Source organism: Kitasatospora sp. NPDC101155, assembly GCF_044768305.1.
Taxonomy (GTDB): Bacteria; Actinomycetota; Actinomycetes; order Streptomycetales; family Streptomycetaceae; genus Kitasatospora.
Genome location: NZ_JBIWPN010000015.1, coordinates 107,844 through 134,703, shown reverse-complemented (window position 1 = coordinate 134,703; position 26,860 = coordinate 107,844). Strand labels below are relative to the sequence as shown.

At 70.5% G+C, this 26,860-nt stretch carries 31 protein-coding genes and 4 pseudogenes; 14 read left to right on the top strand and 21 right to left on the bottom strand.

Annotated elements, in window-relative coordinates; all coding sequences use genetic code 11:
• Positions 1–53: 53 nt before the first annotated feature.
• From ACIRYZ_RS23735 to ACIRYZ_RS23725, 3 genes are all read right to left on the bottom strand, one after another.
• Complete coding sequence (locus tag ACIRYZ_RS23735) at positions 54–407, bottom strand: hypothetical protein (protein WP_402947225.1); 354 nt, start codon at positions 405–407, stop codon at positions 54–56.
• A gap of 139 nt (positions 408–546) precedes the next feature.
• Positions 547–1,665, bottom strand: a complete 1,119-nt coding sequence (locus ACIRYZ_RS23730) for a fatty acid desaturase family protein (protein ID WP_402947222.1) — start codon at positions 1,663–1,665, stop codon at positions 547–549.
• A gap of 7 nt (positions 1,666–1,672) precedes the next feature.
• A complete protein-coding gene (locus ACIRYZ_RS23725) occupies positions 1,673–2,731 on the bottom strand; it encodes a ferredoxin reductase (RefSeq protein ID WP_402947219.1) in 1,059 nt (352 codons plus the stop codon).
• Positions 2,732–2,818: 87 nt separating this feature from the next.
• Between ACIRYZ_RS23725 and ACIRYZ_RS23720 the strand changes: the two genes are divergently transcribed.
• Positions 2,819–3,985 carry a PucR family transcriptional regulator gene (locus tag ACIRYZ_RS23720; protein WP_402947216.1) on the top strand — a complete coding sequence of 389 codons (1,167 nt, stop codon included), beginning with the start codon at positions 2,819–2,821 and terminating at the stop codon, positions 3,983–3,985.
• A 247-nt stretch (positions 3,986–4,232) separates the two neighbouring features.
• Positions 4,233–4,532: pseudogene (locus ACIRYZ_RS23715) on the top strand (PP2C family protein-serine/threonine phosphatase); the annotation flags it as partial.
• A 46-nt stretch (positions 4,533–4,578) separates the two neighbouring features.
• Here the strand turns inward: ACIRYZ_RS23715 and ACIRYZ_RS23710 are convergent.
• Positions 4,579–4,803: a hypothetical protein gene (locus tag ACIRYZ_RS23710; protein WP_402947213.1), complete on the bottom strand. Its 225-nt coding sequence runs from the start codon at positions 4,801–4,803 to the stop codon at positions 4,579–4,581.
• 999 nt (positions 4,804–5,802) lie between these two features.
• On the opposite strand from ACIRYZ_RS23710, the gene ACIRYZ_RS23705 reads away from it, so the two are divergent.
• A complete protein-coding gene (locus ACIRYZ_RS23705) occupies positions 5,803–6,084 on the top strand; it encodes a MerR family transcriptional regulator (RefSeq protein WP_402947426.1) in 282 nt (93 codons plus the stop codon).
• 363 nt (positions 6,085–6,447) lie between these two features.
• Here the strand turns inward: ACIRYZ_RS23705 and ACIRYZ_RS23700 are convergent, their stop codons facing one another.
• The 3 genes from ACIRYZ_RS23700 to ACIRYZ_RS23690 form a co-directional block, all read right to left on the bottom strand.
• Positions 6,448–6,828, bottom strand: a complete 381-nt coding sequence (locus ACIRYZ_RS23700; protein WP_402947211.1) for a CBS domain-containing protein — start codon at positions 6,826–6,828, stop codon at positions 6,448–6,450.
• A 157-nt stretch (positions 6,829–6,985) separates the two neighbouring features.
• On the bottom strand, positions 6,986–8,533 hold the full coding sequence (locus tag ACIRYZ_RS23695; RefSeq protein WP_402947208.1) for a DEAD/DEAH box helicase: 1,548 nt from the start codon (positions 8,531–8,533) through the stop codon (positions 6,986–6,988).
• A gap of 367 nt (positions 8,534–8,900) precedes the next feature.
• A complete protein-coding gene (locus ACIRYZ_RS23690) occupies positions 8,901–9,104 on the bottom strand; it encodes a cold-shock protein (RefSeq protein ID WP_030918248.1) in 204 nt (67 codons plus the stop codon).
• A gap of 508 nt (positions 9,105–9,612) precedes the next feature.
• On the opposite strand from ACIRYZ_RS23690, the gene ACIRYZ_RS23685 reads away from it, so the two are divergent.
• The 4 genes and pseudogenes from ACIRYZ_RS23685 to ACIRYZ_RS23670 all read left to right on the top strand — a co-directional run bounded on the left by ACIRYZ_RS23685 (position 9,613) and on the right by ACIRYZ_RS23670 (position 11,178).
• Entirely contained in the window at positions 9,613–9,840 is a 228-nt protein-coding gene (locus ACIRYZ_RS23685; protein WP_402947206.1) for a hypothetical protein, read from the top strand.
• A 226-nt stretch (positions 9,841–10,066) separates the two neighbouring features.
• On the top strand, positions 10,067–10,285 hold the full coding sequence (locus ACIRYZ_RS23680; protein WP_402947203.1) for a hypothetical protein: 219 nt from the start codon (positions 10,067–10,069) through the stop codon (positions 10,283–10,285).
• A 42-nt stretch (positions 10,286–10,327) separates the two neighbouring features.
• Positions 10,328–10,651 (top strand): annotated as a pseudogene (locus ACIRYZ_RS23675) (SDR family NAD(P)-dependent oxidoreductase); the annotation flags it as partial.
• Between the two features lie 98 nt (positions 10,652–10,749).
• Positions 10,750–11,178: a hypothetical protein gene (locus tag ACIRYZ_RS23670; protein ID WP_402947200.1), complete on the top strand. Its 429-nt coding sequence runs from the start codon at positions 10,750–10,752 to the stop codon at positions 11,176–11,178.
• On the opposite strand, the gene ACIRYZ_RS23665 is transcribed toward ACIRYZ_RS23670, so the two are convergent.
• The 8 genes from ACIRYZ_RS23665 to ACIRYZ_RS23630 form a co-directional block, all read right to left on the bottom strand.
• A complete protein-coding gene (locus ACIRYZ_RS23665) occupies positions 11,112–11,555 on the bottom strand; it encodes a heme-binding protein (protein WP_402947198.1) in 444 nt (147 codons plus the stop codon). The two genes, ACIRYZ_RS23670 and ACIRYZ_RS23665, sit on opposite strands and share 67 nt — an antisense overlap.
• 226 nt (positions 11,556–11,781) lie before the next feature.
• Positions 11,782–12,183: a LysR substrate-binding domain-containing protein gene (locus ACIRYZ_RS23660; RefSeq protein WP_402947195.1), complete on the bottom strand. Its 402-nt coding sequence runs from the start codon at positions 12,181–12,183 to the stop codon at positions 11,782–11,784.
• Positions 12,184–12,783: a JmjC domain-containing protein gene (locus ACIRYZ_RS23655; protein ID WP_402947193.1), complete on the bottom strand. Its 600-nt coding sequence runs from the start codon at positions 12,781–12,783 to the stop codon at positions 12,184–12,186.
• Between the two features lie 55 nt (positions 12,784–12,838).
• Positions 12,839–13,321, bottom strand: a complete 483-nt coding sequence (locus ACIRYZ_RS23650; RefSeq protein ID WP_402947191.1) for a MarR family winged helix-turn-helix transcriptional regulator — start codon at positions 13,319–13,321, stop codon at positions 12,839–12,841.
• A gap of 109 nt (positions 13,322–13,430) precedes the next feature.
• Entirely contained in the window at positions 13,431–14,516 is a 1,086-nt protein-coding gene (locus ACIRYZ_RS23645; RefSeq protein WP_402947189.1) for an alpha/beta hydrolase, read from the bottom strand.
• Positions 14,517–14,566: 50 nt separating this feature from the next.
• Positions 14,567–15,535 (bottom strand): alpha/beta hydrolase, encoded by a 969-nt coding sequence (locus ACIRYZ_RS23640; protein ID WP_402947187.1) that lies wholly within the window; start codon positions 15,533–15,535, stop codon positions 14,567–14,569.
• 274 nt (positions 15,536–15,809) lie between these two features.
• A complete protein-coding gene (locus ACIRYZ_RS23635) occupies positions 15,810–16,130 on the bottom strand; it encodes an NIPSNAP family protein (RefSeq protein ID WP_402947185.1) in 321 nt (106 codons plus the stop codon).
• A gap of 30 nt (positions 16,131–16,160) precedes the next feature.
• The gene (locus tag ACIRYZ_RS23630; RefSeq protein ID WP_402947184.1) at positions 16,161–17,129 is read right to left on the bottom strand and encodes an NADP-dependent oxidoreductase; all 969 of its coding nucleotides are present in this window, start codon (positions 17,127–17,129) and stop codon (positions 16,161–16,163) included.
• A 141-nt stretch (positions 17,130–17,270) separates the two neighbouring features.
• Between ACIRYZ_RS23630 and ACIRYZ_RS23625 the strand changes: the two genes are divergently transcribed.
• Positions 17,271–17,648: a winged helix-turn-helix transcriptional regulator gene (locus tag ACIRYZ_RS23625; protein ID WP_402947182.1), complete on the top strand. Its 378-nt coding sequence runs from the start codon at positions 17,271–17,273 to the stop codon at positions 17,646–17,648.
• Here ACIRYZ_RS23625 and ACIRYZ_RS23620 read toward each other — a convergent pair.
• Positions 17,621–18,100 carry a hypothetical protein gene (locus tag ACIRYZ_RS23620; RefSeq protein ID WP_402947180.1) on the bottom strand — a complete coding sequence of 160 codons (480 nt, stop codon included), beginning with the start codon at positions 18,098–18,100 and terminating at the stop codon, positions 17,621–17,623. The genes ACIRYZ_RS23625 and ACIRYZ_RS23620 overlap by 28 nt on opposite strands.
• Positions 18,101–18,209: 109 nt before the next feature.
• Here ACIRYZ_RS23620 and ACIRYZ_RS23615 point away from each other — a divergent pair, with 109 nt between their 5' ends.
• Positions 18,210–18,458 carry a hypothetical protein gene (locus ACIRYZ_RS23615; RefSeq protein ID WP_402947179.1) on the top strand — a complete coding sequence of 83 codons (249 nt, stop codon included), beginning with the start codon at positions 18,210–18,212 and terminating at the stop codon, positions 18,456–18,458.
• Positions 18,410–18,550: pseudogene (locus tag ACIRYZ_RS23610) on the top strand (DUF5131 family protein); the annotation flags it as partial. The gene ACIRYZ_RS23615 and the pseudogene ACIRYZ_RS23610, both read left to right, overlap by 49 nt.
• Before the next feature lie 7 nt (positions 18,551–18,557).
• Here the strand turns inward: ACIRYZ_RS23610 and ACIRYZ_RS23605 are convergent.
• Complete coding sequence (locus tag ACIRYZ_RS23605; protein WP_402947178.1) at positions 18,558–19,262, bottom strand: hypothetical protein; 705 nt, start codon at positions 19,260–19,262, stop codon at positions 18,558–18,560.
• Positions 19,263–19,479: 217 nt separating this feature from the next.
• Positions 19,480–20,463, bottom strand: coding sequence for a LysR family transcriptional regulator (locus ACIRYZ_RS23600; protein WP_402947176.1), 984 nt, complete (start codon positions 20,461–20,463; stop codon positions 19,480–19,482).
• Positions 20,464–20,594: 131 nt separating this feature from the next.
• On the opposite strand from ACIRYZ_RS23600, the gene ACIRYZ_RS23595 reads away from it, so the two are divergent.
• The 3 genes from ACIRYZ_RS23595 to ACIRYZ_RS23585 all read left to right on the top strand — a co-directional run bounded on the left by ACIRYZ_RS23595 (position 20,595) and on the right by ACIRYZ_RS23585 (position 22,563).
• On the top strand, positions 20,595–21,320 hold the full coding sequence (locus ACIRYZ_RS23595; protein WP_402947174.1) for an SDR family oxidoreductase: 726 nt from the start codon (positions 20,595–20,597) through the stop codon (positions 21,318–21,320).
• A 159-nt stretch (positions 21,321–21,479) separates the two neighbouring features.
• A complete protein-coding gene (locus ACIRYZ_RS23590; RefSeq protein WP_402947172.1) occupies positions 21,480–22,088 on the top strand; it encodes an ester cyclase in 609 nt (202 codons plus the stop codon).
• A gap of 46 nt (positions 22,089–22,134) precedes the next feature.
• Positions 22,135–22,563 carry a hypothetical protein gene (locus tag ACIRYZ_RS23585; RefSeq protein WP_402947170.1) on the top strand — a complete coding sequence of 143 codons (429 nt, stop codon included), beginning with the start codon at positions 22,135–22,137 and terminating at the stop codon, positions 22,561–22,563.
• Positions 22,564–22,910: 347 nt separating this feature from the next.
• On the opposite strand, the pseudogene ACIRYZ_RS23580 reads toward ACIRYZ_RS23585, so the two are convergent.
• A pseudogene (locus tag ACIRYZ_RS23580) lies at positions 22,911–23,295 on the bottom strand (nuclear transport factor 2 family protein); the annotation flags it as partial.
• Positions 23,296–23,392: 97 nt separating this feature from the next.
• Complete coding sequence (locus tag ACIRYZ_RS23575) at positions 23,393–24,649, bottom strand: alpha/beta hydrolase (RefSeq protein WP_402947168.1); 1,257 nt, start codon at positions 24,647–24,649, stop codon at positions 23,393–23,395.
• Positions 24,650–24,760: 111 nt separating this feature from the next.
• On the opposite strand from ACIRYZ_RS23575, the gene ACIRYZ_RS23570 reads away from it, so the two are divergent.
• Positions 24,761–25,219 carry a MarR family winged helix-turn-helix transcriptional regulator gene (locus ACIRYZ_RS23570; protein ID WP_402947166.1) on the top strand — a complete coding sequence of 153 codons (459 nt, stop codon included), beginning with the start codon at positions 24,761–24,763 and terminating at the stop codon, positions 25,217–25,219.
• 519 nt (positions 25,220–25,738) lie between these two features.
• Here ACIRYZ_RS23570 and ACIRYZ_RS23565 read toward each other — a convergent pair.
• Positions 25,739–26,584 (bottom strand): hypothetical protein, encoded by an 846-nt coding sequence (locus ACIRYZ_RS23565; RefSeq protein ID WP_402947163.1) that lies wholly within the window; start codon positions 26,582–26,584, stop codon positions 25,739–25,741.
• Positions 26,585–26,860 lie beyond the last annotated feature (276 nt).

Here is a 26,860-nt window from a genome sequence, read left to right as displayed (position 1 = left end):
TCTGACGCATCGACTGACTGACGTCTCGACTGTCCTGTTTGGGATCTGTCGGCTCATTCGGTGGCGTCACCACGCACGCGGCTGGGCGGGTGCTTGTCACTTAGCGAATGCGCGAGGCAACCAGCTCGCCGTCGTCGCCCTGGCCGCTGCGCTTGACCGTGCGGATGCCCACTGCGGGGGCGGCGGAGCGGGCGTGTCGCGCAGGCCTGCTCCCGGCACTCGTGCAGATACCCGGTGTCGGGGTGCCCCACGAAGCCGATCGCGTCGGCGTGGGTTTCGGGGTCCGGCAGCGTTTCAGCCGCGATCGCCGAGATGTCGTCCGCATCGACGAACGCTTCCCCGCCGCCGCTCGGGACCGTGACCACTCCGTCGACAACCGGGAGGTGATCGACGGCGAAGTTCCGCATTCCCCCGGCGACACCGGGCTGCCCGGATCCCGTGCCGTACGGTCTGATGTCGCGGTCGCCCGCGCGCCACAACGGATTTCGCCGAACCCGGCGGTGCCGCCCGCCGGTACGGCCGAAGGATCCGAACCGATACCGGGCATCAGGCCGCGACGGGCTCCTGCTTGCGGTTCGGCGTCGTGGCCTTGGGCTTCTTGTTCGGCAGCGAGAGCCGGAAGACCTTGTGCCACGCGGAGAACACCTGCTTGGGCAGCGGCCCGGTGACGTACTCCAGCTCGTACTTTTCGAACAGCGCGCGCACCTTCACCGCGACCTCGGCGTACCGGTTGCTCGGCAGGTCCGGGAACAGGTGGTGTTCGATCTGGTGCGACAGGTTGCCGGTCATGAAGTGCATGGCCCTGCTGCCGCTGATGTTCGCCGAGCCCATCATCTGGCGCAGGTACCACTGGCCGCGTGTCTCGCCCTCGATCGACTGGCGCTCGAAGACCTGTACGCCCTCGGGGAAGTGCCCGCACATGATCACCGAGTGGGACCAGATGTTGCGGACCAGGTTCGCGGTGAAGGTGGCGGCGAGCGTGGTGAGGAACGACGGGCCCGACAGCAGCGGGTGGATCACGTAGTCCTTGAGCACCTGCTTGCGGATCTTGCGGCCCACGGCCTTGGCCCGCGCGCGGAACTCCGGGTTCTTGCGGCGGTGCTTGTGCAGGTTCTTGCCGAGTTCCAGGTCGTACGCTGCGATGCCGTACTCGAAGAAGCAGGCGTTGATGAAGTTCCACAGCGGCTGGCCGAGGTGGATCGGGTGCCACTTCTGGTCCTCGTCGACGCGCATGATGCCGTAGCCGAGGTCGTTGTCCTTGCCGATCACGTTGGTGTACGTGTGGTGCAGCTCGTTGTGCGAGTGCTTCCACTGCTCGGACGGCGAGACGTGATCCCACTCCCAGGTGGTGGAGTGGATCTTCGGGTCCCGCATCCAGTCCCACTGGCCGTGCAGGACGTTGTGGCCGATCTCCATGTTGTCCATGATCTTCGCCACGGACAGGCCGGCGGTGCCGAGCAGCCACGCGGGCGGGAAGATCGAGAACAGCAGCACGCCCCTGCTGGCCAGCTCGAGCTTGCGCTGCGCCGAGATGACCTTACGGATGTAGGCGGCGTCTTTCTCGCCGCGGTTGGCGATCACCTCGTCGCGGATCGCGTCGAGCTCGCGGCCGAGCTCCTCGATCTGCTCCGCGGTCAGGTGGGCGGTGGGGTCGATGGCGGTCAAGGTGCTTCTACCGTTCGATGTCGCAGGGGCCAGCCGCGGCGGACACGCAGGTCTGGATGAGGACGCCCGGCTCGGCCTCGGTGATCTCGCCGGTGCGCAGGTCGCGGACGGCGCCCGCCTTGAGCGGCGTGACGCAGCCGAAGCAGATGCCCATGCGGCACCCGGAGGGCATGAGCACGCCGGCCTCCTCGCCGATGTCCAGCAACGGCGTGGCGCCGTCCGCGCCGACGGTCTTTCCGGTGGTGCTGAACGTGACCTCGCCGCCGTCGCCGTCGACGTCGACGATGCGGGGGCGGAAGCGTTCGGTGTGCAGGCGCTCTCGGACGCCGTGCCCGGTCCAGTGCTCCTCTGCGGCGTCGAGCAGGCCCGCGGGCCCGCAGGCCCAGGTCTCGCGCTCGGCCCAGTCGGGCACGAGTTCGCCGAGACGGGCGATGTCGAGCCTGCCGTCCGTCTTGGTGTGCACCTCGGTGAGGCGCAGCTTCTCGTCCGCGACCAGGCCGTGCAGTTCGTCTCGGAAGATCACGTCTGGCGACTGTGGCGCGCAGTGGACCATGACGACGTCGTCGAACTCGGTGTCGCGCAGCATCCCCATCACGGGCGTGATGCCGCTGCCGGCCGTCAGGTAGAGCACCTTTGCGGGCGTGGTCTGCGGCAGCACGAAGTCACCGGTCGGCTGGTCGAGCTGGATCAGCGTGCCCGGTGTCGCCCCGTGGACGAGGTGGTTGCTGACCTTGCCGTCCGGGATCGCCTTCACGGTGATCGTGATGCGGCCGTCCCGGCGGTTTGTCGGCGAGGTGATGGAGTAGGCACGCCACAGGCGCCTTCCGTCGACGTCGACCCCGATCCGCACGTACTGACCGGCCGTGTGGCCGCGCCAGCCCCGTCCCGGCCTGATCACGATGGTCGCGGCGTCACCCGTCTCGGGGTGCACGGCCTCGATGCGCCCACGAAGGTCGGCGCCCGCACGCAGCGGGCTGACCAGGTCGAGATAGTCCGACGGCAGCAGCGGCGTCGTGACCATCTCCAGCAGTTTCCACGCCCTGCGGCGGAGGGCTGCACTCGTCATGACTCCAGCTTGCTGCGTCTCAGGGCGTAAAGTCCTGACCGTAGGACGTAAATCTGGTCGGCTGAATTGTTCGCAGGGAACAAAAACGTGAGCCATGCAATCCGGAGGGCCAGCGAGCTGGTCCTGGATGAGACGACGGTCACCGCGCTTCGGGCCGCGCTGACGGCCACCGCCGACGAGGTCGTCGAGGCGATCATCGACGAGGTCCCTCCCTACGCCAACGCCCTTTCGGGCCGCATGGGCGGCACCATCCGCCGAGCCGTCCGCACCGCCCTGGGGCACTACCTGGACCTCGCGAGCGGGAACGCCACGGGTGGCGACGCCGGTGACGCGGCCTACGAGCTGGGCCGCGGCGAGGTGCGCGACGGCCGTTCGATGGACGCCCTGCTCAGCGCCTACCGCGTCGGCGCCCGCGTGGCCTGGCGATGCCTGGCAGCGGGCGCCGTACCCGCAGGTCTGCCCGCCGCCGAGGTCGCCAAGTTCGCCGAGCTGACCTTCGCCTACATCGACGAGCTCTCCGCCGCGAGCGCCGCGGGCCATGCCGACGAACTGGCCGCCCGAGGCAGGGCCCACGAGCGCCACCTGGAACACCTGGCCCGCGACCTCCTCGCCGGTGCGAGCCCCGACGTACTGCTGGCCTCCGCCCAACGGGCCGGGTGGCAGCCCCCGGTCTCGCTGACCGCGGTCCTGCTGCCCGCCGCCCAGGCCCGGCCTGCCTACCGCACGCTCGACCCGAACACCCTCGTCCTCGACGATCAGCCGGACGCCACCGGTGTACTGCTCGTCCCCGACGCCGACCGACCACACCTCCTGCGGCAGCTGACCGACCGCACCGCCGTGGCCGGCCCGGCACGGCCATGGACTCGTGCGTCCGCCTCGTACGCGCGAGCCGTACGCGCGCGCTCCCTCTCTTCTGACATCCGCGACACCGAGGACCACCTGCCCGAGCTGGTGCTGAGCGCCGACGTGGACGCGTTCGCAGACCTGCGTGCGCGAGCCCTCGCACCGTTGCGGACCTTGCCTGTCGCGACCGCACGGCGGCTGGAGGAGACGTTGCGGGCGTGGCTGCTGCACCAGGGCAGGCGGGACGAGGTGGCAGCGGCGTTGTTCGTCCATCCTCAGACAGTCCGGTACCGGATGTCGCAGCTGCGGGAGCTGTTTCCGGATCTCGCATCACCGCACCGGGTCCTTGAACTGACCCTGGCGGTGGGTCTCCGGGGTACCGAGGCTATCGGGGCGGGGTCCGTGGGGTGAGTGGCAGTCGGGTGCCGGCGAGGCATCCGTCGAAGCCGTCAAGGCCCTGGTACTCACGCAGCGGACATGGTTTCGTGAGCTGATCGACCGGGCGAAGGAGATCCGCCAGTTCACGAAGCCTCGCCCGTACTGGCCGCACCGCAACGGACAGGTCGTCCCGGCGGCCCCGGTTGATCCGACTTCGGTACGGCTCGGCTTCGCACGACTGGTCATGGAGTTGCACGGCAACGGTTACCTCGTCGAGCACTTGGCCCAGACCCGCAACATGCTGCGCGCCCTCCTCTACGACCGCCGCACCCCGCCCAGCGCCGTCCTGACACAGCTCGACCGCACCCTCCAGGCGATCACCGACAACCCGATCACCACCACCTGCCTCGCCCGCGTCGAACCCATCGAAAAAGGCTGGACACTCCACTGGAGCAACGCAGGACACCCGCCACCGCTCCTGATCGGCCCCGACGGCACCACCCGCTACCTGCACGTCGACCCCGGCCTGCCCCTCGGCGTCGACCCCGACGTGCCCCGCCCCGACCACAAACGCCCCCTGTCCATGACCTCGGCCTCTCCGCGGGACCGCGGCGGACCGGCTCGGCCTATCGGGCCCCCGGCGGGCGGTCACCGTGCTGCCCGGTGGTGTCGATGGCATCGCGCAGGGCGGGCAGGTCCGTAATGGCGGCCTGCTCGGCGAAGCGGGCCAGCAGCCGACGTAGGACCCGCTCGTCCCGGTCGCGGACGGCTTCGGCGATGGCCGCCGCCAGCGACGCCTGGGTATGCGGGTCGGGGGTGCGCACCTGCCGCGCGGTCTGCGGCACTTCCACCGCTCGCCTCCTGCTCACTCGTCCTCCTGGCCGCCTGGCGCGGCGTCCTCCGTCCTGGCGCGGCTGCGGCGGCCGACCGCCCCGCCCTGTGCGGGGCGCAGAATACCTCCCCGGCCGGCATCGAAAAATCTATGCCCGCTGGAGTAGACATTGCCGTGCGCCGTGGTTAGTGTTTCTCTCGTAGACGAGGTCAAGCGGTACCCGCCAGACATGAACTGGCGGGTAGCAGGACAGAAGTTCGCAGGTCGGAACGGTTGCAGGGTCCTGAAGCCAGGGATGGTGCAGTAGGCGACAGGGCCGGTGGCCGGGCCAGGTGGCCCGCAGGCATCAGGGGCCACCACCGAGCGGTACCGCAGTTCGGTAAGTGCATTACCAGCAGGTGAAGTTGAGTCAGGCAGTACCGGCAGTCGCAGTACGCGATATCCCAGTGAAGGCGCCAGGCTGCCGGCGCGCGTGCTGGGAGTCCGGCAGTGGGGTTCCAGACCGAGCGGTTGAGCAGGACGGGCAACGGGGCTGGCTGCCGGAACCGGCGGACCGCAAGGGCCGCCACCGCAGTACCGGATAGTTGGCACTACCACGCAGTTCGCAGTACCAGCAGTTCCGAGCAGTTCGCAGTACCCGGAAGTTGGAAGTACCCGCAGTTCACAGTAATCGGTCAGTCCAGAGGATGAACGGAGGGGACAGAGCGCCATCAGGATCGCCCGGCCCGTGAAGCATCACCCGGGCGGATTCCGAAGACCCCCCAAGGCAAGGACGGTGGTTTCCGGTCACGCATACGCGATCCCCGCACGCCCCCTCCCCGGGGGCGAGGCGGACACAAGGAAGCCGGCCACAGGGCCGGCAGATGGTGTAAAACCCTTCGGGGCCCCGGGAGCCGCAACGGCCCCGGGGCCCCTCAGCGCGTCCACCGACACAACAAGAAGAGGTGCAGTGACCACGGCAACCATCCGACCGCATACCCCCGACTCCCTCGACGACGACGACTACCCCGCCTACACCATGGGCCGCGCCGCCGAGATGACCGGCACCACCCCCGGCTTCCTACGCTCCCTCGGCGAGCAGGGCCTCATCACACCGTTGCGCTCGGAGGGCGGACACCGCCGCTACTCCCGCTACCAGCTACGGATCGCGATGCGCGCCCGCGACCTCGTCGACCAGGGCACCGCCATCGACGCCGCCTGCCGCATCATCATCCTCGAAGACCAACTCGAAGAAGCCCTGCGCATCAACGAGCAACTGCGCTCCTCCCAGCAGGGCCAGGAACCGGCCGCCGACACCTGACCCGCCCACCAGGGCAGCGAGACCGGCCCGCGGTGGGCGACAGCCGCGCACCGCAGGCCGCCCCGGAGACGAGACTCCGTTCCGGTGCACAGGCCGACCGTTCTCCACCGCCCCGGCCGCCCGGTACCCGCCCCACCGGTCGGGGCCCTGCTGCACCGCTCGGCGTCGACCGGGTGCTGCGTGTGAGTTTCACCCCTGCGGAAGCCGGTTCCGGCAGCGGGATTCCAGGGTCGTGTAAGGCCGCACCAACCTGCGCATCCACCGCCCGGAGGGCCTCCCCCGGCGGGACACGGAGCCGAAAGCAACTGTGAGGGATGCTGCGAGCGGAGCGGGCGATGGCCCGTCGGCACCGACGGGACGGTCCTAGAAGCTGAGCAGGCCGATGGCGTGGCCGTCATGGTCCACCACCGGCCACACGGCCAGGCCTCGGGCGCGCATGGCGGCGGCCGCCGCGTCTGCGGGCATGTCAGCGGTGGCGAACGGGGCACGGTCGAGGACGATGTCGCGCACCGGGGTCCGCTCGGTGTACCAGGAGCGGGCCTGGAACGGCGCGAGGTGCAGGCGCGTCAGCAGCCCCGCACAGCGGCCGTCGTCGTCGCGGACCAGGAGGTGGCCGGCGCCGGAGCTCTGCAGGATGTCCATCGCCATGTCGACCATGACGTCGTCGCTGACCTGCAGCTCAGGGCATTTCATGAGGTCGCCGGCCGTGGCGGCGGTCTCGGTACGTTCGAGGGTGATGGTCATGGGCAGACTCCTTCGCGTATCCACCGCCGGGACCGACGGTAGGCAGAACGCTGACGGCGGGACGGCCGGCGGGTGCGCCGGAGGGGGCCGAGAATGCTGTTCGCTTGGTGAGTGGTGGGGCCGGAACTGCGGCGGCAGTCCCGGCCCCACGTACGTGCTAAGCGGCGAGGGCGACGCGGCGCGGTGCCCGGCGGCGGCCGGAGGAGCCCTTGTTGTCGCGGCCCGTGGCGGTTGCGCGGGTGTCGACTCCCGCGTGGGCGGGGCGGCCGCGGCGGCCCCGGCTCGTGGACGCGCTGCGGCGCGGCCGCTCGACGACGGGGGCGGCGATCACGGTGGGAATGCCGGTGGGCACGCGGGCGCCGGTGATGCGGGCCAGGTCATCGTCGCCGGCGCTGACGCGGGTGGTGACGGGGGTGATGGCGGCCGTGGTCATCATGCGGGCCATCGCGCGGCGCTGGTTGGGCAGCACCAGGGTGACGACGGTTCCGGACTCGCCGGCGCGGGCGGTGCGCCCGCCGCGGTGGAGGTAGTCCTTGTGGTCGCTCGGCGGGTCGAGGTTGACGACCAGGTCGAGGCCGTCGACGTGGATGCCCCGGGCGGCGACGTTGGTCGCGATCAACGCGGTCACCTGACCGGTGCGGAACTGCTCCAGGGTGCGGGTGCGCTGCGGCTGGGACTTGCCGCCGTGCAAGGCCGCGGCCTTCACCCCGTTCGCGAGGAGGTCCTCCACCAGGCGGTCCGCGCCGTGCTTGGTGTCGATGAACATGATCACCCTGCCGTCGCGGGAGGCGATGTGGGCGATCGTGGCGGCCTTGTCGTAGTTCTGCACGTGCAGCACGTGGTGCTCCATCGTGCTGACCGCGCCTGCGGACGGGTCCACCGAGTGGGTGACCGGATCCTTCAGGAACCGCCGGACCAGGCGGTCGACGTTGCGGTCCAGGGTGGCGGAGAACAGCATCGTCTGGCCGCCCTCGGCGACCTGGTCGAGGAGCTCGGTGACCTGCGGCAGGAAGCCCATGTCGGCCATCTGGTCGGCCTCGTCGAGGACCGTGATGCCGACCCCGTCCAGCTGGCAGTCACCGCGCTGGACCAGGTCCTTGAGGCGACCGGGGGTGGCGACCACGACCTCGACCCCCTGGTTCAGGGCGTGGGCCTGGCGTCCGATCGACATCCCGCCGACCACGGCCGCCATGCGCAGCCGCACCGCGTGGGCGAACGGGGTGAGGGCGTCGGTGACCTGCTGCGCGAGCTCGCGGGTGGGAACCAGCACGAGGGCCAGCGGACGGCGCGGCTCCGCGCGCCGGCCGACGATGCGGGCCAGCACGGCGAGGCCGAACGCGATGGTCTTGCCGGAGCCGGTGCGGCCTCGCCCGAGGATGTCACGGCCGGCCAGCGAGTTCGGCAGCGTGGCGGCCTGGATCGGGAATGGCGCGGTGACGCCCTGCCGGGTCAGCACCGACAGCAGCGCCTTCGGCATGTCCAGCTCGTCGAACGCTTCGACGGCCGGCAGCGCCGGGGTGGTGCTCACCGGCATCGCGAACTCGCCCTGCAAGGAGGAGCCCTGACGGGAGTTGCGGCCGCCGGAAGGCCGGTCGCCGTAGAAGGAGCTGCCGCCGGAACGGGATCCGTAGGAGCTGCCGGAGCGGGCGGAGGCCGAGGAGCGGGAGTTGGTGTTCCGGTACGGGGAGCGACTGGAGCGGTTCATGGGAAACCTTCCTGGGGCGGCACGTCGCGAGGCGGCTCCGCAGCGCGGGGCGCCGGCAGGAGATCGCGAGGAACGGGCCGAAAGTATGGAGAGGGCGGGGCGTGGACGGTGAAACCGTGCGGCACGTCACCTCAGGCCCGCGCTCACCGCGAAGGGCGGGAGCGAAGATCCTCGAACCGTGGGTGTCACGGCAGGGCGCCGATCCGCACGCGGCGTCGAGCGTCTCGCGTGGGGATGACCGCCGGTGGCGGAGCCAGGGGGCCTGAACGGCCGGGGTATGCGGTGTGGCGCAATGCCGAGGGGCCCGCACCGGACATCATGTACGCGGTGCGGGCCCCTCGCTACCAGGCGGGTGCCGTGGCAGAAACTACAGCGGACGAATGTTCTCGGCCTGCGGGCCCTTCTGGCCCTGCGTGACGTCGAACTCGACCTTCTGGCCCTCGAGCAGCTCACGGAAGCCGTTGGCGTTGATGTTCGAGTAGTGGGCGAACACGTCAGGACCGCCACCCTCCTGCTCGATGAAGCCGAAGCCCTTTTCCGCGTTGAACCACTTCACAGTGCCATTAGCCATAAAGAAATCTCCTTCAAGGGGCTGTCCGAAACCCGCACAGTGCGGACTTCGAGTCGCCGCGATGAGCACCCACCCGGGGAAGAGCCGGGAAACAAAAAGGCGCCTGCGAAACATCAGCAGGCGCACACAAAGTTCATGGGAACCACTACTGCAACTAGGACGACTCTAGCAGGCCCGGGCCCGCCACGGGCGGACATTCCACCCCCGGTTCTGCGGGACCCCGTCCCGGAGTCCGCAGGGCGCGAGGCGACATGACCGTCAACACGCATGAAAGACAGCCCGGTTGAGCTGGCAGGTCCACCCTCTCGACGCCCGCGACCCACCCTGCTCGGATGGGCGGGCCCCGCGGGCGCCAAGGACCTGCCCCGGCCGTACCGGCCACACAGCGCGCCCACCGGCGCCATCCGTGATCATTGCAGACGGCGTACGCAAAAAATCCTGCCGCGGCTCAGAAATCAAGTGCACCGGAGAGACCCGCTCCCGCGATTTTCGGCGCATACTGCGGGGAATGACAAGATCTGTAGCAGTCCGCCGCGCCCTGCCCACCAGCCCCTTCAAGGCCCGGATCGAAGCGCCACGCAAGCACTTCGCCGTCGGCGACCGCGTCACCCACGACACGTACGGCCTCGGCCGGGCCATCGAGGTCGAAGGAGACAGCGACATCGCGGTCCTCGTCGACTTCGGATCACGACGCGAACGCATCACCCAGCCCTACGCCACGATGTACAAGCTCTGACAGTGATGATGAACGTGGTGACGCTGCCAGCGGGTCTGACCCTTGCTCTGACTGACGTCTCGACTGTCCTGTTTGGGATTTGTCGGCCCGTCGGTGGCGTCATCACGCACGCGGCCGGACGGGCGTTTGTGACTTTTTAGGAGCTTGGTCCAGAAGCCCCGTCACTGTCTTGTCCACCCGCCCGACCGGTGCGTGCCGCCCTCGGAACGGACTTGCAAGGACGGACATGACCAGCATGACGCATGATGCCCGGGAGATCACCGGAGGAGTCGATACCCATGGCCTGACCCATCACACGGCGGTAATCGACTCCATCGGCCGGCACCTGGCCGACCGGGAGTTCCCCGCCACCGTCCGTGGGTATCGGGACCTGCTGGACTGGATGCGCTCGCAGTGGCTGGAGTCGAAGCGGCCGGCGCTGGCCCCGAACACCTGGGCAGGCTAACGGGCGTGCATCGAGCGCGACCCGGTCCCCGCGTTCGGCGGGATGCTGCTCGTCGATCTGCGGCCCAAGCACATCGATGCCTGGGTGGGCGCGCAGCTCGCCGCCGGCCGCGGGAGCACCACCGTTCACCATGCGGTGGCGATGCTGCGCAACGCCCTGAACCACGCGGTGCGGACGTGGCGGCTGCGCTACAACCCGGCCAAGCACTCCGTCACCCGCCGCGCCGACCTGGCTGCCCTCGTGGCGCTCGCGGGCGAGCGGTTCGGCCGCCTGGACGTGCTGGTCGGCAACGCCGGCATCGGGCCGATCTCCGCCCTCGACGAGCTGCGGGTCGAGGACTGGGAGGCGATGGCCGACGTCAACATCAAGGGCGTGCTGTACGGCATCGCCGCCGCTCTGCCGGTCTTCCGTGCGCAAGGTGGCGGCACTTCGTCAACGTCGTCTCCACTGCGGGCCTGCAGATCGTGCCCAACCAGGCGGTCTACGCCGCGACCAGGAACGCCGCGCGCACCCGCTCCGAAGGCCTCCGTCGGGAGGCCGGGGACAGGGTGCGGGTCACCGTGGTCTCACCCGGCTTCGTCCGGACCGACTTCATCGACTCCGTTCCGGACGATCGCGTACGTGCGGGACTCGCAGCCGCGAAGGAGAAGTCCGCGATCCGCCCGGAGGCCGTCGCGAAAACGATCGCCTTCGCGGTCGCCCAGGCCGACACGGTGGACATCCAATGGTGTCCGTCCCAGGCGGTGGCGAAGGCGGCAGGGGTTTCGGTGGCCCCGGCCGCGCGTCGGACGGGACGCGCGGCCGGGGGCCACCGACGGGGCCTCCGTCAGGCGGGGAGCTCGAAGCCGAGCGACTTGAGGGCCGCCTCGGCGGCCTGCTGGTCCTGCTCGTAGCTGCCGCCGGAGATGCCGAGGCCGCCGATGAGCTTGCCGTCCAGCAGGATCGGGTAGCCGCCGCCGACGGCCATCAGCCGGGGGTGCTGGGCGAGGGGCGCGACCTTCGGGTCGGCCAGGTAGTTGTTCCAGACGTGGGTGGGGTAGCCGAAGGAGGCCGACGTCCACGCCTTGTCGAGGGCGACCTCGGCCGCGAGGAACGGGGTGGCGTCGGTGCGCTGGAACGCCTTCAGGTGACCGCCGGCGTCGGTGACGGCCACGGAGGGCTCGAACCCGATCTCCGCGGCGGCGGTCTTCACCGCTTCGATGAGGGCGTTGGCGGCCTCAAGGGTCACGGAGGCGGCGGAGGTGGACTTGATGAGGGATGCGTTGGTCATCGCTGCCTTCTCGGTGCTGTAGTGCCTGATCGCGACGGCTGGTGACGAGGTGTCGGGAGGTCCGCCGTCAGTGCGGGAACACGGGGACCCGATCCGCTGGGCTCGTCCCCTCGTGGTTGCGACCGTAATCGCGAGGGGGTGGTTACCCGCAAGGGCAGGTACTTCCCCATGGGAAGTGTCGACGTCAGCGTGGTCTGACAGCCGACCGGCAGCTCGCCGACCGCTGTCAGATCGCGCAGCCGACCGGCCGACGACCGGCCGTCAGAGTCGGCGTCGCGGCCTCGGCGGGCGCGTGGACATGCTGATCGACGAGGGCGAGCAGAGCGCGCAGCGCAGCACTCGGGCGGCGTGCCGTCACCGTGGCGACCTCCAGGGTCCACAGCAGCGGACTGCCGGCGAGCGGGCGGACCCGCAGCCTCGGATGGTCGGCGGGTGCCGCGAACGCCGGCATCAGTGACACGCCGAGGCCGTGCCGCACGTAGTCCGCGGCGGTCGCGATGTCGGACACCTCGACCGCCACGCGGCGCTCCAGCCCGGCCGCCGTCATGGCCTGGTCGACGACGCAGCGGTTGCCGTACCCCACGGTGGTGTGGCCGAAGTGGATCCAACCGCGAGACAGGAAGAGCACCTACCCGGCCGTCAGCGTGACGCTCTCGGCGTCGCGGTGGACCTGCGCAAGCTGCTCGGGAGTGAAGCCGATCTCGGTCCAGATGTGGCGGTCCAGCGGGTCGACGAAGACCGGCGGGTGCAGCTGCCAGGTCTTCGCGCCCTCCACCTGGACGAGCATGACGTGATGGCTGTCCCAGTGCGGCCCGAAGCCGGTGGAGCCCGGCGGGGTGAGGTAGGCGTTCGCGGTGACGCGGTGGCCGAGCTCGGCGGACAGGAGCTGGGCGGCCCGGCGGAGCGGCGGCCAGGTGAGATGGGGGCCGTTGAGGACCAGGGTGTGCGTCGGATGGTCGACGGAGGGCGGCACGTCGAGGGTGGAGGCTCCCTGGTGGACCATGCCCAGGTTCTTCGGCCGGTGTGCCGGGTCGGTCAGCATGCGCCGGGCGCCGTCGCGATCGAGCAGCTCGGCGAGGTCGGCGGTGTCGCGCCGGTGGACGGCCGGCCCGGCGGGCCAGCGCACCAGGAACCGCGCCGGGTCCTCGACGAGCCGGGCGAGCATGGACCCGGGCTGCTCCCCCAGGCCCGGATCACCGGCCCGGGTGGTCTCGCACTGCTCGCTCATCCGCCGCTCCCCGCTTCCGTGGACCCCTGCACTACGACGGTGGGCGCGCGTCGGTTCAGCGAGCCACGGTGGCGGTGTGGCGGGTGACGTTGTCGGTCAGGCGGCGTAGGGTCGCGCGGGTGCGCTCGAACTCCTCAGGGTCCAGGCTCATGGCATCGCCGATCGCGGCGGGGATGGCGCGGGCGCGCTCGCGCAGGACTGCGCCTTCCTCGGTGAGGGTGATGATGACGGCGCGCTCGTCGTCGGGGCGGCGTTCGCGGCGCAGCAGGCCCGCCGTCTCCAGGCGCTTCAGCAGCGGGGTCAGGGTGCCGTAGTCGAGGTGGAGGGCTGAGCCGAGGTCCTTGACCGGGATGGCGTCGCGGCCCCAGAGCGTCAGCATCACCAGGTACTGGGGGTAGGTCAGTCCGAGGTCCTCCAGCAGCGGCCGGTAGAGCCCGGTGACCGCCCGGGAGGCGGCGTAGAGGGCGAAGCACATCTGGTCGTCGAGCAGCAGGGTGAAGTGCTGGTCGGGCTGCTGGCCGAGGCCGTGACTGGTCATGTCTGACTGTACTCCGAGGGGCTCACGATTCCCAAGCGTCATCGTTGCTTGTGCACGAGGTAATACGGCGGGCCGGCCCCCGCGACGGGGGCCGGCCCGGACTGCCGGTTCAGGAGCCGTTGTGCAGATCGGTGTAGAGGTACTTGGTGGCCTGGTCGACCGCGGCCTTGTCGGCATTGGTGCTGCTCAGCGCGTTGAGCATCACGAAGTCGTGGATGATGCCGGTGTAGCGGACCGCGGTGACGTCGTTGCCGGCGGCACGGAGCTTGTTGGCGTAGGCCTCGCCCTCGTCGCGCAGCACGTCACCCTCGTCCGTGATCACCAGGGCCTTGGGCAGGCCCTTCAGCTGGTCGAGGCCGGCCCGCAGCGGCGAGGCAAGGATCTGGTTGCGGACCTTCTTGTCCGGCGCGTAGGCGTCCCAGAACCACTCCATGGCCTTGCGGGTGAGCCAGGGGCCGTTGCCGAACTCCCGGTAGGAACCGTCGTTGAAGCTCGCGTCGGTGACCGGGTAGAAGAGGACCTGGTCGCGCAGGGCCGGGCCGCCGCGCTCCTTGGCCATCAGGGTGACGGCGGCGGTCATGTTGCCACCGACCGAGTCGCCGGCCACCGCGATCCTGGAGCTGTCGACGTTGATCTCGCCGCCGTGCTGGGCCACCCAGGTGGTAGCGGCGTAGGCCTGCTCGATGGCGATCGGGAAGCGGGCCTCGGGCGCGCGGGCGTAGTCGACGAAGACCACCGCGGCCTTGGCGCCGTTGGCGATCTGACGCACCAGCCGGTCATGGGTGCCCTCGTCTCCCAGGACCCAGCCGCCGCCGTGGAAGTACATGATCACGGGGAGATTGCCGGTGACGCCCTGGGGGCGGACGATCCGGATGTCCACCGAACCGGTCGGGCCCACCGGCAGCGTCCGGTGGCTGATGTCGGCCGGGAGCAGGTCCGTGGGCCCGGACTGCACGTTGTCCAGGGCCTTGCGGGCGTCGGCGTAGCTGAGGGTGTAGATGGGCGGGTTCTTGGCGGCCGCGTCGGCGAAGGTCTGGGCGTCGCGCTCCAGGACCAGGGGGGCATGGGAGCCCGAGGTGGCCTGGGCCGGCCCGGTGCCCGCGACCGCGGTGAAGGCGACCGCGCCGAGGGCGACAGGGACCGCGACGGCCAGCGCGGCGGTGCGGCGACTGCGGGGAGTGCGGGAGGAGGACATGACCTGCTCTTTCGATGGTGGTGGGCGGCGGCCTGGGATGTGACGGACAGTCAGGCGGTGTGCAGCGCCAAGCGCAGGACGGTGGCGGCCTGGGTGATGGCGGCGTCGGCAGCCTGGGTGCCGCGCAGGGCGTTGAGCATCACGAAGTCGTGGATGATGCCCCGGTAGCGGGTGGCGATCACCGGGACGCCGGCCTGGCGGAGCTTGTTGGCGTACGCCTCGCCCTCGTCGCGCAGTACGTCGGCCTCGGCGGTGATGACCAGCGCCGGCGGCAGGTCCTTCAGCTGCTCCACGGTCGCACGCAGCGGGGAGGCGGTGATCTCGGCCCGCTGGGCGGCGTCGGTGGTGTACTGGTCCCAGAACCAGTGCATCGCGTCGCGGCGCAGGAAGTAGCCGGTGGCGAACTGGTGGTAGGAACTGGTCCCGAAGGCCGCGTCGGTGACCGGGTAGAAGAGCACCTGCTGCACCAGCGGGAGGTCGCCGCGCTCCTTGGCCATCAGGGTCAGGGCGGCGGCCATGTTGCCACCCACCGAGTCGCCGGCGACGGCGATGCGGGAGGCGTCCAGACCCAGCCTGGCGCCGTCGGTGACCACCCAGCGGGCCACCGTGTAGTTCTGCTCGATCGCCACGGGGTAGCGGACCTCGGGCGACAGGTCGTACTCGGGGAAGACCACGGCCGCCTGCGCGCCGACGGCCAGTTCACGCACCAGCCGGTCGTGGGTGTGGGCGTTGCCGAAGACCCAGCCGGCGCCGTGGATGTAGATGATCACCGGCAGACTGCCGGTGGCGCCGGCGGGCTTGACGATCCGGGCCCGGACCGAGCCGGTCGGGCCACCGCTCACGGTGATCCACTCCTCGTCCACGGCCGGCTTGGCGATCTCCCCGGACTGGACCTCGTCGACGACCTTGCGGCCCTCGACGGGACCGAGGTCGAACAGGTACGGCGGGTTGGCCGTGGCCTCCGCGAACTCCTGGGCCGCGGGCTCCAGTACCGGCACGATCGGCGTGTCCTGCGACATGGCGAACTCTCCTTCAGGAAAAGGGGATTGATGGGTCTGCCACGTTCGGGCGGGCCTTCGGGAAGTAGACTATGACACACTTTACTTGTGCGCAAGTTAATTGCTGACAACTTAATCGCCTCATTGGCGCCAGTGTGCGCACCAGGCCCGAGCGGTCGTCATGTAACGCATTCCGCGGCCGGACAGAGGGCCGAGAGGCCGCAAACGGCGAGGCCGGTCCTCGCGCGGGTTGCGCGGGGACCGGCCTGGAGCGCCGGCCTGCAGGTGTCGCGGGCTAGCGGAGGGGCGAAGCGGGGGTGGGGATGACGCGGGTGACGACGGACTTCTCGGGGATCAGCAGGCCGTGGACGACCGGGCCGATCTCGTTCTTCCAGCGGTCGTGCTGGTAGACCGCCGCATAGAGGACCTCGCTCTGCGCCTCGTCCTCGAAGCGGCGGATCCACACATAGCCGTCCTCGTCCTCGGCGTCGACGAAGGAGGCGGTCACGTCCATGCCCAGCGAGGCCTGGAACGGGATGACCACGTCCTCCATGTAGCGCACCCACTCGTCGCGACGTCCGGGCTGGGCCTGGTAGCGGCGGATCTCGTAGTACACGCCTTTACTCCAAATTGCTTGTGATGATGGTCAGTTGGTGATGGTCAGGACGAGCTTGCCGCGGGTGCGACCGGCCTCGCCGCGGGCGTGGGCCGCGCCGGCCTGCTCGAGCGGGAAGGTCTCCTCCACCTCGACGGCGACCTGGCCGGCGTCGATCAGCCCGGCGATCGCCGTCAGCGCGGCGCCGTCCGGCTCGACCAGGAACGGGGTGACCCGGACACCGGCCGCCTCGGCGGCCTGGGCCAGCTCCGGGGAGACGCCGGCCGGGATGGCGACCAGCAGGCCGCCGGGGCGCAGGACCTTCAGCGAGCGGGTGCTGGTCTCGTCGTGGACGTTGCCCACCAGGTCGATGACGACATCGACGTCGGCGGTGGCGTCCTCGAAGCGGGTGGCGTTGTAGTCGATGGTCTCGTCCGCGCCGAGTTCCTTGAGCCAGGGGTGGCGGGCGGCGCCGGCGGTACCGATCACGTGGGCACCGAGGTGGTGGGCGAACTGGACGGCGAAGTGGCCGACCCCGCCGGCGGCGGCCGTGATCAGGACGCGCTGGCCGGCCTGAACGTGGGCGGTGTCGACCACGGCCTGCCAGGCGGTCAGCGCCGCCAGCGGCACGGCGGCCGCGTGCACGTGGTCGATGCTGGCCGGCTTGCGCGCCCACTGGCGGGCCGGGGCGGCCACGTACTCGGCGTAGGCGTTCGCGACGCGGGGGAACCACGGCATGCCGTACACCTCGTCGCCGACCTTGAGGGTGGTCACGCCGAAGCCGACCTCCTCCACCACGCCGGAGACGTCCCAGCCGAGAGTGAACGGCGGCTCACCCAGCAGGCCCGCCATACCAGTGCCACCGCGGGTCTTCCAGTCCACCGGGTTGATCCCCGCCGCGTGCACGCGGACCAGCACTTCGGTCGGCAGCGGCACCGGGCGCGGCACCCGCTCGACCCGCAGCACCTCCGGGCCGCCGAAACCGTCCTGGACCACCGCGCGCATCGTGTCTGCGGACATGCGTCATCTCCTGAAAGAGTGCTCCGCGGAGGGACCCTTGGCGGCCTCCCGCTTGACGTCGACGACGCTATCCCTGTGGGTATAGTTACCTTCAAGGTCCACTACTTCCCATTGGGAAGTGACCTGGTGAGGAGAGTGAGCATGACGACCACCTGCCCCAGCGGCCAGCACGCGCACCACGACGTCTACGCCGCCCAGTGCCCCTGCCGCGCCCTGCTCGACCTGCTCGCCAACAAGTGGTCCGCCCTCGCCATCGGCGCCCTCGAAGACGGCCCCCAGCGCTTCGGCGAACTCCAGCGCAAGCTCCAGGGCGTCAGCCCCAAGGTCCTCACCCAGACTCTGCGCCGCCTGGAGGACTTCGGCATCCTCGACCGCACCGTCTACCCCGCCGTCCCCCTGCACGTCGAATACTCCCTCACCCCGCTCGGCCAGAGCGCCGCCGCCCCGCTCAACCACCTGCGCAACTGGGTCGAGGACAACATCGACCAGGCCTACCGGCCCGAGCCGATCGCGTCGTAACCAGGCTGCTTCGCCAGCGAGTTGCCCGTGTCCGGGGCCGGCCGCGAGGCTGGCCTGCGCGGCACCGTGACGAGCTGCCGCCGGGACGCGCGAGGCCGGGCCGGCGGGCGCTCGGCCGTGGCCGGCTCGGCCAGTCCGGCCGACAGTGCGGGGCGGACCGACTCCGGCAGCTCGTCCAGCCGTTCCGCGTGGCGCCGCGCTGCGACCAGCCAACGGCCCTGCGGCCCAGGGACCTTGACCCTCAGGGCGAGGACAGCCGGCGCCATCGCGCGGGCGGCCACCGCGTCGGTGACGGCCCGCCAGCAGGCATCGGCGTTCGAGACCGCCTCTTCGGTCTCCGGATCGCCGTCCCCGCGCCAGTCCAGCAGGTCCAGGGCCAGCTCGCGGTAGAGATCCGCGGCACGCGCCTCCTGCCCGCCGAGCCGGTACATGTGGGCGTACATCTGTCGCATGCGCGCCTCCGCCGCGCCTTGACCCGCCCTCTGCCGCGCCAGGGCGCCGCTCCGTGATGCTGAACGCCAGCCCGATCGCACAATGAGTCGATTCCCGTGAGCCTGACCGATGCTGAACACTCAGTCCGACCACGGCCGTTGGGCCTACGCCGTCGACCTACCCGCCACCTCCGGCAAGCGCGAGACCCGCCGACGCAGCGGCTTCCCCGACGAGAACACGGCCCTCACCGCCCTGCACCACTTCCTGGCGGCCGAGCGCACCGGCATCGCACTGGACGAGACCCTGACCGTCGCCGACTACCTGACCGAGTGGCCGGTCCGCTCGACGGGCTCGACCTGGACGGCATCCACTGGGTGATCGCTGGCGGCGAGTCGGGCCCCGGCCACCGGCCGATGGAGGCGTCCTGGGTCAGGCAGGTGCGCGACGCCTGCCAGGAGGAGAACGTGGCGTTCTTCTTCAAGCAGTGGGGAGGTCGCACTCCCAAGGCCGGCGGGCGGCTGCTGGACGGACCTGGTACCAAATGCCCTTGCCCGTCACGGTCTGACCGGCGGGCGCTTCCAGCTTGTGAACCGGGGATCCCTTGCCCTCACTGGGCGTTCCGGCCGCTCCGTGCAGGTGCTTGACCGCCTGGCGGGCGACGGTCTCGGGGACCTGGCCGTAGTGCTCCCCGAACACCTGCAGCGTGCAGTCGACCAGCTTGAACGGGCGCCCGGACCTCAGCAGTTCGGCCAGAGTGGCGGCCATGGCCGGTACGGCCCGGGCCCGGACGTGGTCAGGATCGGGACGCTGCCGGGTCGCCATCGCGAACAGTGCGTTGTCCTCTGCCTCCTCGGTCAGTTCGAGCCCCTCCCACCACGTGTCGCGGGCTCGGGCGTGCGCATCGCCGAAGGCCCACAGGCCGTGGTTGCTGCGTGTCCCGAAGACCAGGTTGTAGACGGCCTTCTGGCCCGGCGCCTTGGTGACGGGCACCGAGACCGTACTCATGCCGGTCCGATCGCCGAGGAGCCTGCTGTACTCGGCGGCGACCTTGTCGTCCGCGTCCCGGGTGTAGCCGTCGGCGAAGAAGTCCCGCCACCAGCGCCCGCCGCACACCTCGTCCAGGCGCTCGTTGGTGCGCTCGTTCCCCTTCGCGGACTGGGAGTTCCCTCCGATCCGGCGCACCGCCATCATGCTGAAGTTCAGCTGGATGAGGCGCGTGCACCGCGTAAAGAGCACGTGTCGGCCATCCCGTGTTGTCGTGTGAGGCGTGACGAGCGCCGTCCAAGCCCACACGATCGGCGGCTTGGCCGGTCCGCCAGGTCCCGACCGTCGAACCGGTGGGTCCAGCCCCGCCAGTCCGTTCGGAGCCCAGGGAGCGGGTCGGCAATCGTGGGGTCCGTCAGGTCTCCGACGATCGGGCGTGCGGTGTGCGGTTCTGCCCGCGCGCGGGGACATCTGTCCGGTCGGGGAGCGTGGCGGCCGCGGAGAGGGCGGCCGGATTGACGCGGGCCTGTTGGGCGAGGAGGTCGGCGAAGGCCACGGTGAGGGGGTCGGGGCGGGTGCGGGTGTAGGCGGTGAGGGTGCGGCGGATCGGAGGGTCGGGGCGGAGCAGGAGGCCGTCGAATTGCGGCGGGATGATGTTGGCCGGCACCAGGGCCGGGCCGAGCCCGGCGGCGGCGAGCAGGGGTGCGGCGGAGGTCTGTTCGGCGCGGATCGCCGTCTGGGGGTGGAAGCCCGCCTGGGCGCAGGCGTGGTCGAGCAGGTCGGCGAGGCCGTTGTCGGGGGCGTAGTGGACCCAGGCGCGGTCGGCGAGATCGGTGAGTGCGACCGTGGCGGTGGGGTTGTCGGCCAGCGGGTCGTCGGCGGGCAGGACGATCGTGAACTCCTCGACGCCGAGCTCGCGGATCGGCCCCTCCCAACCGGCGGGCGCGGGGCCGACTGCGAGGTCGGCGCGGCCTGCGGTCATGGCGTCCTGGAGCCGGTCGGCGTGCGGGTACTCGCGCAGCCGGATCCGCACGCCGGGGTGCTGGTGGCGCCAGAGCCGCAGCACGGGCGGCAGGATGCCGAGACTGACCGAGTAGATGGCGGCGACCTCCAGCTCGCCCTCCTCCAGGCCCGCTGTGCGCCGGGCCACCAGCCGCAGGCGCTCGGCCTCGGCCAGCGCGGCGCGGGCGTGCGGCAGCACCGCCCGACCCATCGGGGTGAGCCGCACCGAGCGCGGAAGCCGTTCGAGCAGCGGGCCGCCGACCGCGCTCTCCAGGGCCCGTATCTGATGGGAGAGCGCGGGCTGGGTGACGTGCAACTGCTCGGCCGCACGGGTGAACGAGCCGGTGTCGACCACGGTGGTCAGGTACTCGAGCTGCCTGAGCGTCGGTGTCGCCATGAGTGGATTTTATCGCTGAGGTAGAAAACAAGCCTTGGACTCATCACAGCAGGCTGGGAGAGGGTCGTGGTGTGGCCGCCGCGGGGAAGCAGCGGGCGGCCGGATCCCCGATGACTCGAAGGAGTACTCCCATGTCCGTTGACACGCCTCTCCAGGGGCAGCGGCTCGTTGTAGTGGGTGCGGGTTCGCGCACCGGACGGGCCCTCGCCAGGGCCGCTTCGGCTGCCGGTGCAACCGTCGTGCTGGCCGGCCCGGATCCGCGCAAGCTGGAGTGGACGGCCGGCGAGTTGTCCGGGCCGTCCGAGGTGATCGCACTCGATCTCGCCGACGAACGGTCGATCGCCGGCTTCGCCGGGTCGGTCGGCCGGTTCGACCACCTGGTCTCGACCGCCGCGATGCCCGCCAACGGCCCGCTGAAGGACCTCGAACTCGCCGACGTGCAGCGCGCGTTCGCCGCCAAGGTGATCGGCCCGATGCTGCTGGCCAAGCACCTGGCCGGGCAGGTGTCCGAGCGCGGCTCGTTCACCTTCTTCTCCGGTGTGGCCGCCTGGCGCCCGGCACAGGCGCGCACGGTGATGGCCACCACCAACGGTGCGCTGGCCTTCCTGGTGCAGGCGCTGGCGGTGGAAATCGCCCCGGTCCGGGTCAACGCGGTCTCCCCCGGCATCGTCGACACCGGCTCCTGGGACGGCCTGGGCGCCGACAAGGAGGCGTTCCTGCGCGGGGTGGCCGAACGCAATCCGGCCCGCCGGGTCGGCAGCCCGGAAGACCTGGTCAAGGCCGTGTTCTACGCCATCGACAACCCGTACGTCACCGGCACCGTGCTGCACGTCGACGGCGGCGGCCGCCTCGCCTGACCTCCGGACCGCCGCTTCGGCTCCCGGTTCGGCCCAGCGCCCGAGGCGGCGGTCGACCACTTCGTCCGCGCGGTCCGGCCCGGTCGGAAACGACCGGCCGGCCACCCCCGGCACGCCCGAAACCGGCAGCGTGCCTGGCTGATTCGAGGAGTCACACTCATGCGTTCACGCACCCTGATCCGCGCCGCCGCCATCACCGCGGCGGTGGCAAGCCTGGCGGGCGGCACCGCCATGTCCGCCCACGCCCACGACAACCGGCACCACCAGTCCCCGCGCGCCTGGCCGCAGCGCCTCATCGACCGCTCGCCCGATCTGGTCCAGCCGGAGGCGCTCACCGTGGACCGCTCGATCGGCGCGCGGCGCGCAGCCCAGGAGGTCCACCTGGCCCAGCAGTTGTACACGTTCTGGAACACCGGGCAGCAGAAGTACCTGGACGCGGCGGTCAGCCCGCAGTTCAAGGACAACACGCTGCCGACCGGCCGACCGCAGGGCCCCACCGGCCCGGCCTTCGCCTCGAAAAACTTCCGCACCGCCGTGCCGGACCTGACCTGCGAGCTGTCCGACGTGCTGGTCACCGGCGACAAGATCACCGCTCGGCTGATCTTCCGCGGCCACTTCACCGGCACCTTCAACGGCCTCCAGGGCAAGGGCCAGAGCGTCGACTTCAACGCCATCGACATCCAGCACGTCGGCACCGACAAGATCATCGAGGACTGGCACATCGAGGACAACGAGAGGTTGCTGACCCAGCTGGGCATCAACAGCTGACGCCCGTCATTCCGTACGACCTCGCCCGAAAGGCAACCACTCCCCGATGAACACTGACGACATGCCCGACCTCCCACTCGCCGGCACCCTGGTCGCCGACGGCTTCCAGGGCTGGACACCCGCGCTGCGCCAGGAGTTCGAGCAGAATGCGAACAACGGCCGAGTCGGCGGGCAACTGCTCAGCGAGACGGCACGCGTGCGGGTGTGGAGCATCCGGCTCGCACCCGGCGAGCGGGTGACCGCCCACCGCCACGTCCTGGACTACTTTTGGACGGCCCACACGGCGGGCCGCAGCCGCCAGCACACCTACGACGGCACCACCCGCATCGTGGACTACGCCCCGGGCGAGACCCGCCACTACACCTTCGGGCCCGGCCGGTACCTCCTGCACGACCTGGAGAACATCGGCACCACGAGCCTGGAGTTCACCACCGTGGAGTTCAAGGACGGTGCCAACCCACCCCTGGACCTTTGACTGATCCGCTCGATGTGGTCCACCGCCCGGCAAATGACCCGAATCAACCCACGAAGAAAGGTATGGACCCCGTGCATCCCCGCCCCCGACGAACCGGTCGGCGGCGCCGCCGACCGGCCGCCTCAGCAGCGGTCGGCGCGACCGTCCTGGCACTGGCGGCCGCCGCCAGCTGCGGCGCGGCGCCGGCAGGGCAAGTACGCCGGGACCTCATGCCGTGCCAACCGCCACCAGACCCGCCGCGGGGGTGTCCACGGCGGTGAACTTGGCGCGCTGGATATCAACGTCCATCCTGTTGAGCGCAGTAGCCCGAGCCCCGCCCTCGCAGCAGGCGCCTTTACCGGATCAGCGGCGCTGCCGATGTTCCGGTCGTACTCGGCGCCTTCGAGCATGAGGGTGGCCTCCTCGACCAGACGGAAGCGGCCGTCTGACGAACTCGGCGAACAGGTAGACCTCCATGCGAACGGTGGAGCCGTCGGTCTTGGCGACGGCCACCGTGTGGCGGTCGGCGTAGCGGTCGCCGTCGACGAGTTCGTCGTGGACGGCGATCGAGCCGCGGGCCGCGACCGTGCGCAGGTGGGCGATGTGGGCCAGGAACTCCCGGCGGTCGCTCCACCGGCCGTCGGTGCGCCGGCGGTAGTCGGGGGCGAAGTGCCGGTCGGCGGCCTCATGGAGGTCAAGTCCCGGCGTGAGGAGCAGGTCGGTGAGGGCGGTACTGATGCCGGTGTGGCGCATGGGGGGAAGGGAAGTGGTTACCGGCCGGGGGGTGCTGGTGCCCGTCTGAGACCAGCACCCCCCGGCGCGGCGGCGCTCGTCGCGGGCGCCGTCCGGCTCAGGCCCGCCGGGCCTCGGTGAGCCGGGTGGGGGCAGCGGAGAGCCACCAGGCGGGGTCGGCGCTGCCGTCGGTGGTGCGGCCGTTGCGGTGGACGTAGTGACGCACATCCCGGCCGGAGTCGGCGAACTCGCCGGCGAGGGCCCGCTCCAGCCACTCCGCCCCGAACCGGAACACCTCGGCTGCAACTCCCCCAAGCGGGTGGAACTCGTCCTCATAGACCCGCAGTTCCTTCGGTGCCCGGATGCGCTCGAAGCTCTCCAGCGCCTGACCGAGGTCGGTGAGCTCGTCGAACTCGCCGATCCCGTAAAGCACCGGGCAGGTGATGTCGGCCACCAGGTCGGCGAGCGGCATCCGGTGGGCCAGGTCGCGGTCGAAGGCCTCCTCGTCGGTGTACCCGGCCATGTACATGTAGTTGTTCTTGAAGGTCGGCTGGGCGCGCTCGAAGATCGTCGTGAAGTCCCCCGTGACGGCCTCGAACGCGGCGAGCGCGGCCAGGCGGCGGTCGGTGGCAGCCGCCCGGGAGCCCCAGTAGCCGCTCATCGAGATGCCGAACATGCCGATCCGGCCGGCGTCGACCTCCGGGAGCGCGGCCAGGTAGTCGAGGTAACGGCCGATCGCCCGCTCGTAGTTGGCGAGGTCGACGGTCAGCCCGCCGGCGCGGCTCTCGCCCTGGCCCGGCCCCTCGATGGACAGCGCGACCATCCCGCGCGAGGTGTAGTAGCGCTCGGCCGCCCAGATGTAGTCCTCCTTGATCATGTCCATCCCCGGGCCGAGGATGACGGCCGGCGCGTTCTCGACCCGCCCGGCCGGCAGGTGCAGCAGGGCGAAGATCCGCGAGCCCTCGAAGTCCAGCACCACCCGCCGCACTCGGCCTCCGCGCAGCGCACCCAGGCGCTCCACGCAGTGGTCGGCGCGCTCGCGCATGGCGGCCTTGCGCGGGTCGGCCGCGTCGAAGAGCGAGTACTGCGCCCGGCCCCACATGACCGCCGCCCGGCCGTAGAGGTCGGCGGCGGTCTGCGCGAACCCTCCGCACTCGTGGTGGGCGGCGCGCTCCTCGGCCTGACCGGCCACCGTCGCCCACGCCTTGGGCAGCATCGCGCCACTTCGCACCAGTGCGAAGACCTTGGCGAAGTCGGTGTGGTCATGGCCGAGTTGTTCCATGGTCCCGACGGCCTCGGGGTGCAGCGCGTCGAAGCCGCCCTGGGCGAGTGCGATGTCCAGGGCCCAGCTCTGACCGGTCGAACGAATGGTCATGGGGGTCTCCTTCCGAGAACCTGCAAACTAAGTACTTAATGAATAAGTACTTAGTCATTAAGTACTGAGGCTACGCTGATGTCAACCCGAAACCGCCGAGGAGGACCGACCGTGGCCGAGCCGCCACCCACCCCCGACCGCACTCTGGCGCTCGACCGCCTGGCCCGCGCCGCCTACCGCCTCAGCGCCGCCGACGCCCGGCTGCGCGGACGCGCCACCCGGACTCCCGGCGCCCTCTCCCTCACCCACGCCCGGGCCCTGCGCACCCTGGCCGAACAGGGCCCCCTCACCATCAGCCAGCTGGCCGCCGGCACCGAGACCACCGGCGCCGCCACCACCCAACTAGTGAACGGCCTAGTCACGGCCGGCTATGTCACCCGCACCCGCCAACCCGAGGACAAGCGCTCCGTCTTGGTCGCCCTCACCAACGCCGGCCGGGCCCGGCACGACCAGCGGCAGCAGGCACTGGCCGACGCCCTGCACACCGACCTGGGCGACTACGACGAGACCGCCCTCGACCGGGCTGCCGAGGTACTGCAGCGACTTTCCGCCGTCTACGACCGGCTGTAAGGAAGGCCACTGACCCGGCCTGGCGGTGCCTCAGCGGGCCGGGTTGGACCGCTGCGCCTGCGAGGTGCGCCCTACCGGCATCGAGGCAGAGCAGGAAGCGCGGGGCCACCGCGGCACACAGGGCGGGCGTCCAGCATGGAACAGCGGTCATCCGCGGTTGCCCGATCTGCCGTCGGACGAACCTTGGAGGTCGCCGACGGCCATTACTGGCCGGCCGTCTCCGATCCGTCCGCCGCCCACCCCGCCCTGAAGAGCCCGGCTCCCGACACCGAGGCCGGCCCCGGACTGCTGCCGGTCACCCGCTCAGCCACGCCTGGGGTGTTCGGCCCCGACCCGTCCAGGGCAAGTCCGTCGGGAGCCGGCAAGCTCAGGCGGCAGCCGACGCTCACCGCGAGAGTGCCTTCGCCTTGACGACGGGCTCTGTTGCGGGGGCCGGGACGCGGCCGCGAAAGCACCCCTGAAATGCATCGACCCCGGCTTCACCGGGGGTCGATCTTGTCCGGGCCTCGGCCGCAGAACTTACTTCAGAGAAGCCCGTGTCCGATGCCCCGTCCTCATCGTCTCCCCGGCAGAACGGCCGCGACTCATCGAGATCCACGACAACCTCGCAGACCGGATTGCCGAAGCAGAACGAGAAGGCTGGCTCGGCGAGGTCGAGGGACTGTCCGTCAGCCTCGCCGCAGCCGAGGAGAAGATCTCCCAACTCGACGCCCTACGCGAGCGCAGGGACTCTCCCGTGTTCGTCGGAGTCCCCACCTTCGACCAGACTACGGCCCGCACAAGCACCGTCGCGACGCCCTGACTCTCCTCCGGCCGCATCAGCACTGTCCTGGTGACAAGTGCCGCCGGTGAGGCACCCGATGGTTTGCCGACGTGGTCCGCGATGAGGTGGCCCTTACTGTCGAACACCTGCGCTCTCACGGCAGATTTCGACCCGTGTTGTGCAGGGCGAAGGACAGGGACGATCTCGGCCAGAATTTCGTGCATCTGGCGAGCTCCCAGGGCGACGCGGTCGTCAGTGTCCTGCGGCAACTCCTCGCAGAGCTTCAACGCGCTGTCCCGGTCGTCGGAGAAGATGCTGAATACGTCGACGGTTGCGGTGTGGATCCAGTCGCTGTGACGTGAGTCAGCGACTGCCAATGCGGACGCGACTATCGTCAGCCCGACCCAGTCCTTTCGCCGAAGCACGGCTTCCGCGGTCACTCGGGTGACGAAGGTGTCACCTGGGTCGAGCACGAGCTCCAACAGTGGCCCGAGTGCCTCCTGCATCTCGGCGAAGCCTGCCAGGCCGTGACCGGCATCCGCCCGGTCACGGTAGTCGTGGCTTCGCCCGAGCGCGCCTCCGGCGAGGTCGGGTACGAACAAATCCGGCTGGGTCGGCCAGGTAGCGGTCGAGGTCCGGGTCTTCGTGGAGTGGGCAGAACTCCTCGTGAATCTGCCACGCCGGGCCGAGTTCGGCGCGAAGGCGGCCGAGCGCTTGGCGTACCGCCTCGTTGAAGTCGTGGCACTCCGCTTCACGCCACGGTCCCGGGTCCGGGGGGGTAATCCCAGTTCAACGACGTGTCATAGCGAGCTATCAGCCTGCTCAGGCCGTCACACAGGTCGTGACTGATCGGTAGTCGGTCCAGATCAACCGGCTGC